We start from the raw sequence: 16,657 nt of genomic DNA, 5'->3' as shown, positions 1-16,657 counted from the left end.
GGGGCGGTGGTGACTGGGTCTTACTCGAGTGGGGCGGCGCAACAGTGGCAGCCGTTGCCTTCGGCTTTTGTGGGGAACGATCGGGGTACGACGCCGGACGCGACTGTGGTGGTCGATCCGAGCACGTTGCGGCAGAAGTACAGCGGGGTCGGGTTCTCGCTCGACGAGACCAGTGTTTCGAACCTGTGGAAGCTCACTCCAGCGGAGCGGGAGCGAGCGATCCGCCTGCTCGTCGACCCGAAGAGCGGGGCTGGGTTCGAGCGGTTCCGGCTGACGATCGGTAGCCCGGACCTGATCGAGCACCTGCCGTTCTGGTCGTACGACGAACTCCCGGCGGGCGTGACCGAGGACTTCGGACTCAAGTACTTCTCGATCAAGCGCGACCTCGACACGCATATCGTCGACACGGTCAAGCTGATCCAGCGCTACAACCCGAAGGCGACGTTCTTCGCGTCCGCGTGGAGTGCTCCGGCCTGGATGAAGACCAACAACCGGTTCACCGGTGAGGTCGCACTCAAGCCCGGCAGTACGTCGTACTACCAGGTGGGCAAGCTGCGCGACGACTGTATCGACGTCTTCGCGCGGTACTACGTGAAGTTCATCCAGGCCTACGCCAAGCACGGCATCAACGTCGACGCGCTCACGCTGCTCAACGAGCCCGGGATCGACGTCGTGTACCCGGCGATGGACATCAGCATCGAGCAGCAGCAGAAGCTCGCGGTGGCGATCAAGCGGGAGGTACGGCGGGCCGGCCTGCGGACCGAGCTCTACGTGCACGACTTCAACTTCTGGGACTGGCGCGACCCGAACAGCACCGAGACCAAGAACTACCACCGGATCTTCGACGACCCGGCCACGAAGAAGGCGAGTGACGCGATCGCGTTCCACCCGTACTGGGGTGACCCGACCGTGATGCGGGACGCTTACGAGCAGACCGGCAAGCCGGTGCACATGACCGAGACCAGCAACCTGTCACCGGACACGATCCTCAGCTACTTCCGGCTGGACGTTTCGTCGTACGTGATGTGGGCGCAGACGACCGATCAGGACGGCGGCACGCTGCACTGGACGCCGGCCCGCGACAACAACATCGACTGGGCCGAGGTCGGCCGCACCACCAAGTGGCCGAACCGGCTGGTCAAGGTCGACACCACCGCCCGCACCTTCACGGTCCGGGACGAGCTCTACGCGATGGGCCAGTTCGCCAAGTACCTCGGCCCGGAGCACACCCGCGTCGAGTCGAGTACGACGACCAACGGGATCAGCAACGTGGTCTTCAAGGACCGCGGTGACAACTTCGTCGCGATCATCGGCAACTCGAACACCACGTCCAGCCAGGTGCGCGTGTCACTGGCCGGAAAGACCTTCACCGTAACGGTTCCCGCGAAATCGTTCGCGACCTACCGCTGGCACGGCGAGGTCCCGTCGCCGCACGGCAACCGCGCGCCCGTGCTGAACGACGTACCGGATGTGGTCGCCGACCAGTACGGCGCCACCCAGGTCCAGCTCGCGGCGACGGACCGGGATCGGGACGAGCTCGCGTACTACGCGACCGAGCTTCCGGCCGGCGTCAGCCTGGATGCGCAGACCGGTCTGCTCACCCTCCGCCCGACCGTCGCAGGTGCCCAGACCGTCAAGGTCCGCGTGACCGACGGCGCCGCCAAGGACGAGGTGACGATCAACGTCACCGTGCGCCCGCACGGTACGCCGGTCGGCCAGAACATCGAGGCGGAGTCGTACGTCGCGCAGAGTGGCTGGACGGATGGCGGCCCGAACTTCGTCGAGTCGAACCCATCGGCCAGCGGCGGGAAGAACATCGGCTGGACCGACACCGGGAAGTGGTTGCAGTACCGCGTCGACCTGACCAAGGCCGCCACCTACAACCTCGAACTGCGGGTCGCCAACGGCACCGGCGCGGCCGCACCGGACGCGATCTCCATCCGGGACGCGGCCGGCGCCGTACTGACGAAGGTCTCGGTACCGGCCACCGGCGGCTGGGCGACGTACCAGTCGATCAGCACCCAGGTGACACTGCCGGCCGGCGACCAGAACATCACCGTCTTCTGCGAGAGCGGTGGCTTCAATCTCGACTATCTGAAGCTCACCGAATAGACGGAGATGGGGAGGGGCCGGCGGGGCTCCTCCCCATCTCACTGATCTAGTTCCAAGGATCGAACGGGATCCCACTCGGCTTGGACGCGTTCAGCAGGTTGCGGAAGCGGTCGCCGTTGTCGGTGATCTTGATGGTGGCCGAACCGAAGTTCGCGTTCATCAAGGTGCTCCGCAAACCGCTGCTGGGCCAGCCGTCCCAGCCGACCAGCGGCGGGTAACGCCAGTTGTGGTAGTGGTTCTCCGGCGGCTCGTCGTTGCTGTTGGCGAGCCGGTAGAAGTGCGTGCTGGCACCGTCTTTGTGGTAGACGACCTTGGGATGGGTACCGTCGAAGCGGACCTGTGAGCGCGGGTAGGTGACCTGGCTCGAGTGCTGCGTCGTGGTCACGTACTCGACCTGGTTGGACGACTGGTTGATCCACGAGATGACGTGCTCGAAGTCGTGCCGGTGACCGCCGAGGCCGCTGCCGGCCACGGCCTGGTCCTTCTCGAAGTAGCCTGCGTAGACAACGGCACACCAGCCGTTGTTGCACTTCGAGCGTGAATAGGTCTGGGAGTTGTCGAGGTCGGACTGGTCGCGGCAGTTGCCGTTCACCGCACCGGTCGTGTTGAGGCCTGCGTTCAGCGTGCCGTCGGCACCGATCGCCGGCACCTGGTAGCACCCGTCACCGTCGTAGTCGAAGGCGGGCGAGAAGGACTGCTCGTATCCGTTCGCGTTCTGCGGAAGACTCGGCGGCGGTGCCGCGTACGCGGCGACCGTGGTCGCCACCAGCAGGGTCGCCGTACCGATCGCGATCCCGAGGAATCGTCGGCGGGCGCGGGCATGATCTGTCATGGTCGCTCCTTGGGGCGGAAGGGACAACGCTCCCGACGATGACAGATCAGCCGCTTGTTCGTACATAGTTCACAGTCGAAAGAATGGCCGAACTTCAGGCATACGGGTCGAACGGGATGCCACTCGGTTTGGACACATTGAGCAGGTAACGGAACCGGTCGCCGTTGTCGGTGACCTTGATCGTGGCCGACCCGAAGTTGGCGTTCATCAAGGTGTCCCGCAGACCGGTGTTCGGCCAGCCGTCCCAGCCGACGATCGGCGGGTAACGCCAGTTGTGGTAGTGGTTCTCCGGCGGTTCGTCACCGGCGTTGGCGATCCGGAAGAAGTGCGTGCTGGCGCCGTCCTTGTGGAAGACGACCTTCGGGTGACTACCCTCGAAGCGGACCTGCGAGCGGGGATAGGTGACCTGACTCGAGTGCTGCGTCGTCGTCACGTACTCAACCTGGTTCGACGACTGGTTGATCCACGAGATCACATGCTCGAAGTCGTGCCGGTGACCGCCGAGGCCACTGCCGTCGATCGCCTGATCCTTCTCGAAGTAGCTCGCATACACGACCGCACACCAGCCGTTGTTGCACTTCGAGCGGGCGTAGGTCTGTGAGTTGTCGAGATCGGACTGGTCGTGGCAGTTGCCGTTCACGGCACCGGTCGTGTTCAGACCGGGATTGAGGGTCCCGGTCGGGCTGATCGCGGCGACCGGATAACAACCGTCACCGTCGTAGTCGTAGGCGGGCGAGAAGGACTGCTCGTAGCCGTTCGCGTTCTGTGGCAGCGGCGGAAGCTGGTCGGCGTACGCCGTGGCCGCGGTGCTCACCAGAAGCGTCGCGGTCAGCAGCAGTACGCCGAGGATCCGGCGCGGACTGCGGGAGTCGGGGGGAAGCGGATCTGTCATGGGCGCTCCTTCAGGCGGATGACAACGCCGTCGAACCGTGACAGATCCACCCCGGTCTGGTAAATACTTCACACGATAAAGTTTTCTAGAAACCCGAGTTTCCCGAGCCCCGGTTGAGAACGAAGCCGGCGGTGTTGTTCAGGCCGCCCGAAGCCGCACCGCTGACCGTGACGTAGCTGAAGGAACCACTGCCTGCGACCTGCAGGTCGATGCCGTAGGTGCCGGTGTTCTGGACCTTGACGTGATCGAAGGTGATGTTGCTGACCGTCTTCTGCCAGGACATCAGGATGCCTTGATAGGTGCTGTCGATGATGTCGACGTCCTTGATCAGGATCGGTGCCGTGATCTCACGTGCCTCGGCGTAGATCCACAGCCCGCCTTGGCTGCTGTTCCAGTCGGTGTTGAAACCGCCGGCCCGGGTGATCGTGTTGCGCTCGACAACCGTCGTACCGCCGAACGGCTGCGCCGAGTGCCAGGTGCTCAAGGTGATCCCGGATGCCGTGTAGACCGTGTCGGACAACAGGTTGTCCTCGATCCGGTTGTTCACACCGCCGTAGATCGCTGCCGTGTTGGCGAGCGCCGGAAGAGTTGCGGTGTTGAAGGTGAACGCGCAGTCGGAGACGGCACTGTTGAAGGACCACATCGCCATCGCATCGTCACCGGTGTTGCGGAAGACGCTCTGATCGACGCGGCTGTTGCGGACCGGGCTGCCGTCGCCGCTGAAGGTGTTCAGGTTGAGACCGTCGGCGAACATGTCGCGGATCCGGACGCCGACGATGTAGAGGCCGTTGGTCCCGCTGTTGGCCCAGATCCCGGTCTTCGAATGCTCGATCCAGACGTTGTGTATCAACGATCCAGTACCGAAGTTGCCCTCGATCGCCGAGTCCGTCGTCACCTGGCCGTCGGGATCGCGGTACCGGACGTCACCCGCGAAGGTGAAGTCGGCCAACTGCACGTTGCTGCCGGTGGCGAACAGCCCACCACGTCCGGCGTTGCCGCGGATCGTCGAGTACCACATGCCGGCGCCGCGGATGGTGACGTTGTCGACGTTCACCCGGGCCGTCAGATCGAACGTGCCCGCCGGGATCCACAGCGTCTTGCCGGCCGACTTCGCCGCACTGATCGCCGAGTTGAACGCGGCCGTGTCGTCACCGCCACCCGAGACCGCTCCGTACGCCGTCACCTCGACTGAGTTCGCCGGTACGACGTACGCCGGCGCGACGACCTCGGTGTCGATCAGGTCGATCGTGATCGGCGTGGACGTGTCGTTCTGCAGTCGCAGGACAGTTCCGGCTGGGTACGACGGGAGCGTCGTACGGGCCTCGTCGTAGAAGCGGTGGCCGCCGCCGAGTCCGGGGTCGTTCGGGAAGGGGTAGTTGCCGTAGACCCAGCTGTACGCCGAGGTCAGCTGCAGGTCCTTGACCTTCGAACCGCCGGTGTAGATCGCCAGAGAGGCGGTGCTGCCGGTGCCGGCCGCGTTGTCGGGAATCGAGTAGCGGACGACGATCGAGTTGGTCGGTTTGGTGAGCGTGAAGTCGACGTACTTGCCGGCGTTGTCGAGACGGACCGCGCGACGGCCGGAGGATTCGGAGGCGACGGTCCGGTACGTGCGGTCCGGGCCGATCGCGACGCCGTTCGTGCTGGCGTTCTCTGCTTCGTACTCGGTGTAGGAAACCGTGGCGCCACGGGCGGCGAGGTTCGCGGAGCCGGTGACTGTGAGGTCGTCGAGCGCTACGTTGCCGCTGTCACCCGAGTCGTACTGGTAGCCGATGAGGTTGAGGCCGGCGCGCAGGGTCAGCGACTGCTGGACGGTTGCCCAGCCGGCGGTTGCGGGAAGCGAGAGCTGGCCGGCCTTGACGCCGTTCGCGTAGGTGCTGAGGGTCTTGGTGCTGCCGCTGGAGTTGTTGTAGCGAAGGGTCGTGGTGGCCGCGCCTGCTGCGGTGACGTTGACGGTACGGATCGCGCGGGCGCCGACTGTGGTGAAGCCGGTGACGTAACCGGTGCCGACGTACCCAGCAATCGAGGTGGCGGGCGTGGCGCCGCCGGAGAGGAAGGCGTTCTCGAGGGCGGGGCCCCCGGACGGCGGTGGTTCGGTCGCGTCGGTCACGGTGAGGTTGTCGAGGTTGACGTTGCCGGAGTCGGTCGTGTCGAAGCGGTAAGCGATGTTGTTGCTGCCAGCAACCAGCGTGACTGCTTCTGAGGCAGTCCCCCAAGTATCCCAGTTTGCCGTCGCGGGAAGGGTGATTTGGCGCAATCGAGTACCCGCGACGTACAGAGAGAGGGTCTTGTCCGAGCCTGTTCCGTTGGCGTAGCGGAGGGTGAGGGTCTTGGCGCCGGCGGTCGTGGTGACGGTGAAGGTAGTGGCGGCGTTGCCTTTGTTCGCGTCGGTGTAGCCGCCGACGAAGCCGGAGCCGGTGTAGCCGGGGTGATCCGATTGGGCGACCGCTCCACCAGAGAGGCTCGCCGATTCGGCTTCGTGGACACCGTCTGCCGGGGCGGGTGCGGTGTCCACCACGACGCGATCCAGGTTGACGTTGCCGGAGTCGGTGGTGTCGAAGCGGTAGGAGATGTTGTTGTTGCCAGCAACCAAGTTGACGGCCTCGACGGTGGTTGCCCAGGTGTCCCAGTTGGCGGTGGGAGGCAAGGCGAGCTGCCGGATCTTCGTGGCACCGAGGTAGAGCGAGAGGGTTTTGGGTGCGCCGGTGCCGTTGGCGTAGCGGAGGGTGAGGGTCGAAGGTCCGGCGGTCGCGGTGACGGACAGACCGACGGTGGCGGTGCCTTTGTTGGGGTCGGTGAAGCCGCCGACGAAGCCGGTGCCTGAGTAGCCGGGGTGGTCGGTTTCGACGACGGCACCGCCGGAGCGGGTGCCGTTCTCGAGTTCGTAGGTGACGGGGGCGGCGGCGGACGGGAGGGTGAGGGAGGTGAGGAGGAGCGTCAGGATGCCAGTTAGTGCGAGGCGGATTCGGGACATGGCTAGCCCTTCACGGCACCTGTCAGGGCGCCGGACTTGAGGAAGAAACGCTGGAAGACTGCGAACAGCACCACCGGGATCACCGTGGAGATGGCCAGCGCGGCGAGGAAGACGTCGAGTTCGACGAAGCGTTGCAGCGCGGGCAGCCGGACCGACAGCGGTTGCAGATCGGGATCCGGGAGGACGAGCATCGGCCAGAGGAAGTCCTTCCAGGCGGCGATGATCGCGAAGACCGAGACCACGCCGAGGATCGGCCGGGACATCGGCAGCACCACCGACCAGAACAGCCGGAACGGACCGGCGCCGTCGACGCGCGCCGCCTCGAAGACTTCGCGCGGCAGGTTGTCGAAGAACCGCTGCACCAGCAGGATGTTGAAGGCGTTCGCTCCGGCCGGCAACCACACCGCCCAGAACGAGTTGATCAACGATGCCTTCAGCAACGGCGGGTCGACGATCGTGAGATAGAGCGGCACCAGCAACACGACCGACGGCACGAACAAGGTGGCCAGCACCACGCCGGTGATCACCTTCCCGTACCGCGGCCGCAGTACCGACAGCGCGAAACCTGATGTCGTTGCCACCAGCAACTGCACCGACCAGGAGCCGGCCGCGAGCACAACGGTGTTCAGGAAGTACTTGTCCACCTCAACGCGGGTCCAGGCGGTCGCGAGGTTCGCCCAGTCCATGCCGTTCGGCCACAGCGCCAGCGGCGACCGCAGCGTGTCCTGGGTCGGCGTGATCGCAGCCTTCGCCAGCCACAGCATCGGACCGAGCCCGATCACGAACAACAGCACCAGCAGTACGGCGTGCACCCCGCGGGTCGTCCGCCGGATGCCCGGGCGAAGCCACTCGCTGGGTGACAGGATCCCGCGGCTCATGACCTGCTCCAGCCACGCGTCAGCCGGAAATACACCGCGGAGAGCAGGCCGAGGACCATAGCCAGCATGATGCTCAACGCGGTCGCCATCCCGTACTGCCCGCCCAGACTGTTCGCGAAGGCATAGTCGTAGATCAGCAGCAACAGGGTGGTGGTCGAGTTCGCGGGACCGCCGCCGGTGAACAGGAACGGTTCCAGGAACACCTGCGCCGTACCGACGATCTGCAGGATGAACGTGATCAGCAGGATCCCCCGCAACTGCGGCAGCGTGACGTGCCAGATCTTCCGCCAGATCGACGCGCGGTCGATCTCGGCGGCTTCGTACAGCTCCGTCGACACCCCGGTCAGCGCAGCCAGGTAGATGATCACCGTGCCACCCGCAGCGGCCCAGGTCGCTTCCAGCACCAGCGACGGCATCGCGATCGCCGAGTCCTGCAGCCAAGCGACCGGACCAAGACCGACCGCCCCAAGGATCGTGTTGAAGACGCCGTTCGGCCCGGCATCGTAGAAGAACTTCCACAGCAGTACGGCGACCACCGGCGGAACGACGACCGGCAGGTACGCCAGTGCGCTGTACAACCCCTTGAACCGGCGGACCTCACTCATCACCACCGCTGCCAGCAACGGCACCGGGTACCCGAACAGCAGCGCGAGGAAGGCGAAGTACAGGGTGTTCTTGATCGCCGTCCAGAGCAGCGGATCATCCAGGACGTCCCGGAAGTTCTGTAGCCCGACGAAGGTGGACGGCGTGACCAGGTTCGTCTCCTGGAAGCTCATCAGGACCGCCCGCCCGATCGGGATCCAGGAGAAGATCCCGAAGACGAGCAGGAGTGGGAGCAGGAAGACGAGGGTGCTGAGCCCACCACGGGTCCGCATCGATCAGTTCCGGTCCAGCAGGGCCTGGGCTTCGGCGTCGGCCTTCTTCAGCAGGTCCGCGATATCCGCGTCCTTGTTGGTCAGCACCGACTGCACCACCGGATCGAGCAGCTTGTAGACCTCCTGGGTCGACCGCACCGGCTCGGTCACCAACTGCTGGTCGAACATCTTGTCCGTGTACGGCTTGAACTGCTCCAGCGGCACGTTCACGTACTGCTTCACCCAGCCGAGAGACTCGTCGTACGTCGCCCGGTCGAACACCGGCAGTTGCGGAGCGCCGACCGGCTGCTTCGAGGCCGCCGTCGTCTTCGCATCCAGCGCGGCCGCGTCCTTGTCAGTGAGCTTGTCCAGGTAGAAGAAGTCGATCCACTTCACCCCGGCCGCCTTCACCGCGTCGTTGGCCTTGGCGCTGACCGTGGCCAGCGTCCCACCACCGAGTACGCCGGCCTCCGGCTTTTCCGCGAGCGGAAGCACCGTGACGCCGTACTCGGCAGGCTTCAGCGCGTTCTGCGTCACCAGCGAGCCGTAGTTGCCGCCCCCGGAGACGTACATGCCGACCTGGCCGGAGGCGAACGCCTGGTTGATGCCGCCCCAGTCGTAGAGGAAGTTCGAGCCCATGCTGTTGTCGGTCCAGCGCAGATCCTTCAGCCACTGCAGGACCGCGGTCAGCTCCGGGGTGTCCAGCTCCGCAGTCGCTTTGTCGCCCTCGAGCTTCTCGGTGCGACCGCCGTACGCATAATCCAGCGTGGTGAGGATCCAGCCGCCGGTGTTGTCAGTGGTCAGCTGCGCATAGCCGGCCTTACCGGTCTTGTCGGCGATCTGCTTGGCAGCAGCCCGTACGTCGTCCCACGTGGCCGGCGGCTTGTCCGGATCGAGCCCGGCCTGCTTGAACAGCGTCCGGTTGTAATGCAGAGCCTGCCCGTACGCCGCGATCGGGACGGCCCACATCTTGCCGTCCTCGGCTTGTCCGGCCTTGGCCACGTTCGCGTTGAACTTGGTTGCGTACGGCAAGCTCGAGACCAGTCCACTGATATCGGCGATCTGCTTGCGTTCGATCAGCCCGCGGCCGTCGGTGAACGGGACCGTGAACACGTCGGGCAGCGTGCCACCGGCAAGCTGCGCGGTGAACGTGGTCGCGGTCCAGTTGTACTCCTGCGGCGCGATGTCGATCCCCGGGTTCGCCTTCTCGAACTGGGCGACCCGCTCGTCGAACGCCGCGATCGCGCCCTTGTCGAGACCGGGGTCCCGAGCGACCTTCAAGGTCACCGGTCCGTCCGCTGCGGGTTCGTCGGCCGAACATGCGGTCAGTGCGGCCGCCAGGGCGAGCACCACTGCAACCGTCTTCATGATTGTTCTCCTTGCAGCCGCACCCAGGCGGCGGTGTCAGGGGGCAGTACGTCTGTCAGGGGAGCGCTGGCGAGCAGCACGGTGGAGCCGGCCGGGAGCGGCCGCGAAGGGCCGAAGTTCACCAGGCAAAGCACGTCGCCGCGAGTGAAGGCGAGCAGGTCCTCGCCGTCCAGGGGATGCCAGGCGAAGGCCGCATCCAAGTTCTTGCGTTCGGCAAGCATCGAGCGATAGAGCGTGAGCATCGACTCCGGATCTCCATCCTGGGCCTCGACCGACCGGGATCCCCAGTCCGCCGGTAGTGGTAGCCACGGGCCGAAGCCGTGCGAGTTGAACCCGAAGGTGGATCCGATCGTTGACCAGGGCAATGGAACTCGGCAGCCGTCGCGGCCGGGGTCGACGCCTTCGGAGCGGTAGAAGATCGGGTCCTGGAGAGCGGCGGTCGGCAGGTCTTCCACCTCAGGAAGGCCGAGCTCGTCTCCCTGGTAGATGTAGAGCGAGCCGGGCAGCGCACCCGTGAGTAGCGCCGCGGCCCGCGCCCGGCGGTTGCCGAGCGCAAGATCAGTCGATACGCCGAACCGCTTGGTGTGGAAGGCGAATGACGTGTCCGCACGGCCGTAGCGGGTGACCGGACGAGTCACATCGTGGTTCGACAGCACCCAGGTGGCCGGCGCATCTACGGGTGCGTGGGCGGCGAGCGTCGTACGGATGGAGTCCCGCAGCGCGGTTGCGTCCCACGGGCGACCCATCAGGTCGAAGTTGAAGGCGGTGTGCAGCTCGTCGGGGCGCAGGTACCGGGCGAACCGCTCCGGATTCGCGAGCCAGATCTCGCCGACCAGCATCCGCGGCGGATCGTAGGAGTCGGCGACCGCGCGCCAGCCGGCGTAGATCTCGTGCAGGCCGTCGCGATCGACGTACGGATGCTCGGAAGTGTCGCCGAGATCAGGGAAGGCCGGATCCTTGACCGGCATGGTCGCGCTGTCGATGCGGACCCCGGCGACCCCGCGGTCGAACCAGAACCGCAGCACCTCTTCGTGCTCCCGCCGTACGTCGGGATGGTTCCAGTTCAGGTCGGGTTGTTCGGGGGTGAACAGGTGCAGGTACCACTCGCCCGGCGTACCGTCCGGGTTCTTGGTGCGGGTCCAGGTCTCGCCGGAGAAGCTGGAGATCCAGTTCGTCGGCAGTTCGTCGCCGGAGCGGAACCAGAACCGCTCGCGCTCCGGTGACCCCGGACCGGCGGCGAGCGCGGCCTTGAACCACTCGTGCTCGCTGGAGACGTGATTGGGGACGATGTCGACGATCGTGCGGATGCCCAGGGCGGCGGCCTCCGCGATCAGGCGCTCGGCCTCGGCCACGGTCCCGAAGGCCGGGTCGATGGTGCGGTAGTCGGCCACGTCGTACCCGCCGTCGGCCAGCGGCGACAGGTACCACGGCGTGAACCAGAGGGCGTCGACACCGAGGTCACGCAGGTAGTTCAGGCGCGATCGGACGCCGGCCAGGTCACCGGTACCGTCACCGTTCCCGTCCGCGAAACTGCGCGGGTAGACCTGGTAGATCACCGCGTCCCGCCACCACTGATCCATCCTCGGATCCCTTCGTTTGTGATAGGTTTAGCGCTCCACCTTCACCGGAAGGTAATCTCCGGGAAACGAAACTGTCAACAGTTCGAGGGAGGCCGCGTGCGGGTCACGCTGAAGGACATCGCGGACGAAGCCGGCGTCAGCATCATGACGGTCTCGAACGTCGTGAACGGCAATCGCGCCCGGGTCTCGGCCGAGACGATCGAGCGGATCCAGCGCATCGTCGCCGCCCGCGGCTACGTGCCGAGCGCGTCGGCGCGCAGCCTGGCCGCGAAGTCGTCGCGGATGATCGGCCTGCTGGTCCCGGCGGCCGACGAGGACAGCTTGATGATCAGCCCGCACAACGTCGCGATCCTCGGCCAGATCGAGCGTCAGCTGCGCAAGAGCGGCTACCACCTACTGCTTCGCGGGATCGCGCAGCCGAGTGAGGTCGGCGAGGCACTGAAGTCGTGGAGCCTCGATGGCGCTGTCCTGCTGGGCTTTCTCGACGAGGACGTCGACCGTCTGACACCAGGTGCCGTCGGCAATGTTTCCCTGCTCGCCGTCGACAGCTACTCGGACAACCCGCTCACCACCGGCGTCCGCTCCGACGACTACACCGGCGCCCTACTCGCAGCCCGGCACCTGATCGGCCTCGGCCACCGCGAGATCGTCTTCGCCGGCCCGGCCTTCACCGGCGCCGGCGTCGTCCACCAGCGGTACGCCGGCTTCCGCGCCGCGTTCGCCGAATCCGGCCTGACCTGGACCGAGCGCGTCAGCACCGTGGAAACCACGACCCACAGCACGGGCCGCGACCTCGGTCACCGCATCCCCACCGACCACCCCGAGGCCACCGCGGTCTTCGCCACCGCCGACATCCTCGCCATCGGCATCATGGAAGGCCTCACCGACACCGGTCACTCGGTCCCCCACGACCTCTCGGTCATCGGCTTCGACAACCTCGACCTCAGCGAGTACGTCACGCCCAAACTCACCACGGTCGCCCAAGACATCCCCCAGAAAGCCGCCCTGGCTGTCGAACGCCTACTGGCCACCATCGAAAAGCAAGAACACCCCGACTCCCCCATCACCCTGCCCGTCCACCTCATCGAACGCTCCTCAACCACCCACCCCCGCTAACCGCCCACCCGAATTTCGCTGGCTAGGCACCCAAATCGGGGGTTCTGCACCCTGAACCACGGTGTACAACCCCCTATTTCGCTGGCGAGCCAGCCAAATGGGGTCGGGGGGTGGGGTCAGCGGGCGACGCGGTCGATGCGGAGGCCGTGGCGGTCGAAGAGGTAGACGCGGGTCATGTCGACGGCGAAGCTGACCTGGTCGCCCGGGACGTGCGGCGTACTGGAGTGCAGCTCGACGACGAGGTCGGCTCGGCGGTGCGTGGGGGCCGAGGCTTCGGGGAGCGCAGCGCGGGCTTGGTCGCGGCGGTGCAGGATGCCGGAGCGCTTGGTGGCGCGGGCCGCCCGGCGCCAGAACGTACGTCGCGAGTGCGTGGAGATCCGCTCGGGTTTACGGCGGCCGACGAGGTCCGGATTGACCATGTCGATCCCGGTCTCGACGTACGCGATCCACTGGTGACCGTGGTACTCGAGCGTGCGCAGCCGGCCGGACACCCGGTTGGGCTGGGCTTCGCCGTCGAGGGTGAGCGCGTCGCTGCGGACGCCGATCACGATCTCCTCACCACCCCGCCGGAGCAAGAGCGTCGTACGGCGGTCGTCCGGGTCGAGGTGGAGCGCCTGGCCGCCGCCCAGCACCAGGCTGACGCGGCCGCCTTCGGCTCGGACCGAGCTGGACAGCAGGTTGATTCGCGGGGTGCCGAGGAACCCGGCGACGAAGGCGGTGGCTGGGTCGTCGAAGACCTCCGCCGGCGTACCGACATCCTCCAGCCGGCCATCGCGCATGACGGCGATCCGGTCGGCCAGCGTGAGCGCCTCGACCTGATCGTGGGTGACGTAGACGGTCGTGATGCCCAGGTCGCGCGTCATCGCGCCGATCTCCTGGCGGAGCTCGGTACGCATCGCGGCGTCCAGATTCGACAGCGGTTCGTCCATCAGGAACGCCGAGGGCTGCCGGACGATCGCCCGCCCGATCGCGACCCGCTGCCGCTGCCCGCCGGACAACGTCTGCGGCAGGCGATCCAGCGTCTGCTGAATTCCGAGCACGCCGGCCAGCTGATGGGCCTTCTCGTTGGCTTCCTCGGGTTTCTCCCCGGCCATCTGCAGTGGGAAGGTGATGTTCCCGCGGACCGTCCGGTTCGGATACAGGGCGCCACTCTGGAAGACCATCGCGATCCCGCGCTCGCGCGCCGAGACATGGTTCGCGAACACCTCGTTGAAATACAGCTCCCCGGAGGTGATCTCCTCCAGCCCGGCCATCATCCGGAGCACGGTCGACTTCCCGCAGCCGGACGGCCCGAGCAGGACCATGAACTCCCCGTCCGGCACATTCAGGGAGAGCTTGTTCACGGCGAAGTGTTCTCCGTCGTACGACTTCGAGATCGAGTCGAGGCGGATCGAACTCATCGACGTACTCCCAGCAGGGGCGGCAACTTAACGGGGGCCTAACGTATAGCCGAGCCGCCACCCACTGTCCAGGGCGTAGCAAGCGATTCACCGCAACCACTCCGCTACGCAACGGAGCCGGAACAATCCGTGCCGATCAGCCCCGGCGATAGAGCCGGAAAGCGCTGCGGAACGAGTCGAGGACGTACGTCGGCAGGCGCAGGCCCTGGCGTTGCGCCCAGAGCAGCTCGAGCTCGACCTGGCCGACCTGCTGCGCGTACTTCTGGATGCCGATATCGCCCTCGGCGGTGATGCCCAGGTCCTCCATCACGCCGCCGAACTCCCTCCGCTGGCGCTTGTTGTAGGCGCCGACGACCTCGAAGGACTGCTTGCGCAACAGCCGGGTCAGCCACTTCTGCCAGGGGGCCATCTCGTCCCACAGGCCGCGGGCGGCGATCTTGTAGTAGGCGAAGTGCCCGGGCTCCTGGCGGCGGATCGGCGCGATGATCGTCGACGCGACCGCCCGCTCGTCGAGGTCCAGCAGACCCTTGTAGAGCAGGTTGTAGGCCAGGATCGCGGACTTCTCGGTGGCGACGCCGGTCAGGTAGTAGAGCATCCGGCTGATGTCCTGGATCACCGGCAGGTGTGCGAGAGCGCCGAGGAAGCGCAGCTGGAACGAGATCTTGTCCACGTTCGGCGCCGAGACCGGCAGGCCGGCCAGGGTCTGCAACCGGTCCAGCAGCAGGCCGTGGTGGATCTCCTGTGGCGACCACACGTCGGCGTAGAAGAGCTTGTCGACCGGCGGCGGATCCGGGAGCAGCAGATTCAGCTCCAGGACGTTGCGCTCGACCTCGAGCTCGACGCGAGTCATGTAGGCCACCACGCCACCGAACCTGCTCGCCAACAGGTCTGGTCGTTTCATGGTGAAATCCGCACTGTCCAACGGGATCGGCGGGTGCTCCTCGCCGAGCCGCTCGACGTGCTCGAACAGCCGTGCCTCGACCGACTCGTCGCGGCGCGGACGCCGGTACCGCACGCGTGATGTCTCCGCGGCGGTCATCGGAGGTCAACCCCTTGCCAGCCGCAACTTTCCTTGTCCCGGCCTACCACCACGACGGATCCCCACCCCTTCGGGCCACAGCTATTGGTCGGTCAACGACTTGTCCGTCCAGGCTAACCGCGCCCGGTCCGGGATCGGCCACCCTCACGGAGAAACCTCGTGTGGCCTTGACCTCACGAGGCTGCGCCGGCATCCGCCAGAGCGACCACCTTCAGAGTACCGGCAACCCCGGACAGAATCCTGTGCTCCACAACATCCAACGAGTCGATCCACAGCCTGTATTCGGCACCGAAGCAACCCCGGATGGCCGGCCATGCCCTATCTGGACAGTGCGGATCGGATTCCGGCGGCCGGATCGCCTTCGTGGTAGACCCGTTCGCTCGGCTCGATGTTGTCGAGGAACTTCTGGTACATCACCGAGCCGGTCAGCAACGCGATCACCCGCATCGGAGCCAACGCGCGGAGCGGCTCGCTGTCCGGGAGATGACGCTGCCAGGCGGCAGCCCAGACCGTGGCCGCGTGTTCGCGCTTCTCCGGCGGCAGCCAGTCATACAACCGGCGCAGGTCGGTCGCTGGATGACCCACGAAGCTGTCCGCCCAGTCGACGATCATCCGGGTGCTTCCGTCGGAGCGCCAGTTGCCGGGATGGAAGTCACCGTGCACCAAGGTGATCGGCAGTCCGGACTCGTCCAGCTCCGCAACGATTCCAGGCAGGGCCTCGACGAGTTCGCGGGCTTGCGCGTTCTCGGTCGCGGTCAACTGCGCGCCGGCCTCGCCATCCAGCATCCGGGTCAGGTGACCGGCCAGCTCGGACGGCAACAGGCTCGGCGTACCCAGATCCTCTGTAGCCAAAGCAGCCTGTACGGCGACCCAGCGGGTGAGGATGTTGTCGACAGTCGCCACATCGGGTTCCCAGCAGTCGATTCCGGGCGCATGGGCCAGCAACGACCAGCGCCGATCCAGGTCAACGCCAAGAACGGCAGGACCGAGCTGAGCGTCGCACTGCTGCACTCGCTGGATGATGTCCGCGTCGACACCGCAGAACGTGCTTGTCGCCTTCGCCCACGCACCGTCGAAGCGCACCAGACATGACAGGTTCCACGTCTTCACCTGCGCCCAGCCCTGCGACGTACCGAGGATCTCGCCCGCCCACTCGATCATCCGCCGCGGCCCGTCCACCTCCGCCCAGGACGCCCGCTGCGGTTCTGGTCGGCTCAGCCCCTGCGACCACTCGTTCGCCGCCGGATCCAGTACGCCGGGAGCCGGCTCACCGTCGGCCTGGACGTGATAGACCACCCGGCCACCGCGCATGGCCTGGGGCGAATCCACGTTCAGTAATCGCAGCACCACGGTCCGAACGCCGAGTACCGCATCCAGTTGGGCGGTTGCGTCCTCGATCTCCGCCCACCAGACCCGATCCGCGTCGAACGCGGGCAGCGTCCCGACGTACCGATCCCCCACGGTCACCACCGCGACCACACTTTTCGTCTCCACGTCTTCATTCTTCCGACGATGGAAAGGGATTTATTGCGATTGCCCTTTCGGGCTTGCGTTGTTCCGACCGGCTGCCGCATCCTGGCGGGGCTCACGGGGGCGTGAGGATTTAGTGGGCTGG

Annotated in this window: 12 protein-coding genes; 2 read left to right on the top strand and 10 right to left on the bottom strand. The window is 66.2% G+C overall.

The window, feature by feature from the left end:
* Positions 1 to 69 precede the first annotated feature (69 nt).
* Positions 70 to 2,112, top strand: a complete 2,043-nt coding sequence (locus tag ACFCV3_RS09815; RefSeq protein WP_376028145.1) for a carbohydrate-binding protein — start codon at positions 70 to 72, stop codon at positions 2,110 to 2,112.
* A gap of 46 nt (positions 2,113 to 2,158) precedes the next feature.
* Here ACFCV3_RS09815 and ACFCV3_RS09810 read toward each other — a convergent pair whose 3' ends face one another.
* From ACFCV3_RS09810 to ACFCV3_RS09780, 7 genes are all read right to left on the bottom strand, one after another.
* Entirely contained in the window at positions 2,159 to 2,944 is a 786-nt protein-coding gene (locus ACFCV3_RS09810; RefSeq protein WP_376028143.1) for an NPP1 family protein, read from the bottom strand.
* Positions 2,945 to 3,038: 94 nt separating this feature from the next.
* The gene (locus ACFCV3_RS09805) at positions 3,039 to 3,836 is read right to left on the bottom strand and encodes an NPP1 family protein (protein ID WP_376028141.1); all 798 of its coding nucleotides are present in this window, start codon (positions 3,834 to 3,836) and stop codon (positions 3,039 to 3,041) included.
* Between the two features lie 85 nt (positions 3,837 to 3,921).
* Entirely contained in the window at positions 3,922 to 6,807 is a 2,886-nt protein-coding gene (locus ACFCV3_RS09800) for a carbohydrate-binding protein (protein ID WP_376028139.1), read from the bottom strand.
* 2 nt (positions 6,808 to 6,809) lie between these two features.
* The gene (locus ACFCV3_RS09795; protein WP_376028137.1) at positions 6,810 to 7,685 is read right to left on the bottom strand and encodes a carbohydrate ABC transporter permease; all 876 of its coding nucleotides are present in this window, start codon (positions 7,683 to 7,685) and stop codon (positions 6,810 to 6,812) included.
* Positions 7,682 to 8,560: a carbohydrate ABC transporter permease gene (locus tag ACFCV3_RS09790; protein WP_376028135.1), complete on the bottom strand. Its 879-nt coding sequence runs from the start codon at positions 8,558 to 8,560 to the stop codon at positions 7,682 to 7,684. Before ACFCV3_RS09790 ends, ACFCV3_RS09795 begins: the two co-directional genes overlap by 4 nt.
* A gap of 3 nt (positions 8,561 to 8,563) precedes the next feature.
* A complete protein-coding gene (locus ACFCV3_RS09785; protein WP_376028132.1) occupies positions 8,564 to 9,907 on the bottom strand; it encodes an extracellular solute-binding protein in 1,344 nt (447 codons plus the stop codon).
* On the bottom strand, positions 9,904 to 11,487 hold the full coding sequence (locus tag ACFCV3_RS09780; protein ID WP_376028130.1) for a glycoside hydrolase family 13 protein: 1,584 nt from the start codon (positions 11,485 to 11,487) through the stop codon (positions 9,904 to 9,906). The genes ACFCV3_RS09785 and ACFCV3_RS09780 overlap by 4 nt, the downstream gene beginning before the upstream one ends.
* Before the next feature lie 96 nt (positions 11,488 to 11,583).
* Between ACFCV3_RS09780 and ACFCV3_RS09775 the strand changes: the two genes are divergently transcribed.
* Positions 11,584 to 12,603 carry a LacI family DNA-binding transcriptional regulator gene (locus ACFCV3_RS09775; protein ID WP_376028128.1) on the top strand — a complete coding sequence of 340 codons (1,020 nt, stop codon included), beginning with the start codon at positions 11,584 to 11,586 and terminating at the stop codon, positions 12,601 to 12,603.
* A gap of 116 nt (positions 12,604 to 12,719) precedes the next feature.
* On the opposite strand, the gene ACFCV3_RS09770 is transcribed toward ACFCV3_RS09775, so the two are convergent.
* From ACFCV3_RS09770 to ACFCV3_RS09760, 3 genes are all read right to left on the bottom strand, one after another.
* Positions 12,720 to 14,003, bottom strand: a complete 1,284-nt coding sequence (locus ACFCV3_RS09770) for an ABC transporter ATP-binding protein (RefSeq protein ID WP_376028125.1) — start codon at positions 14,001 to 14,003, stop codon at positions 12,720 to 12,722.
* Between the two features lie 136 nt (positions 14,004 to 14,139).
* Positions 14,140 to 15,042: a GTP-binding protein LepA gene (locus ACFCV3_RS09765; RefSeq protein WP_376028124.1), complete on the bottom strand. Its 903-nt coding sequence runs from the start codon at positions 15,040 to 15,042 to the stop codon at positions 14,140 to 14,142.
* Between the two features lie 318 nt (positions 15,043 to 15,360).
* Positions 15,361 to 16,536: an aminoglycoside phosphotransferase family protein gene (locus tag ACFCV3_RS09760; RefSeq protein ID WP_376028123.1), complete on the bottom strand. Its 1,176-nt coding sequence runs from the start codon at positions 16,534 to 16,536 to the stop codon at positions 15,361 to 15,363.
* Positions 16,537 to 16,657: the final 121 nt, after the last annotated feature.

Source organism: Kribbella sp. NPDC056345, from assembly GCF_042262745.1.
Taxonomy (GTDB): Bacteria; Actinomycetota; Actinomycetes; order Propionibacteriales; family Kribbellaceae; genus Kribbella.
Note: the sequence above shows the minus strand (reverse complement) of the source record. Positions and strands in the feature narration are given on the sequence as shown.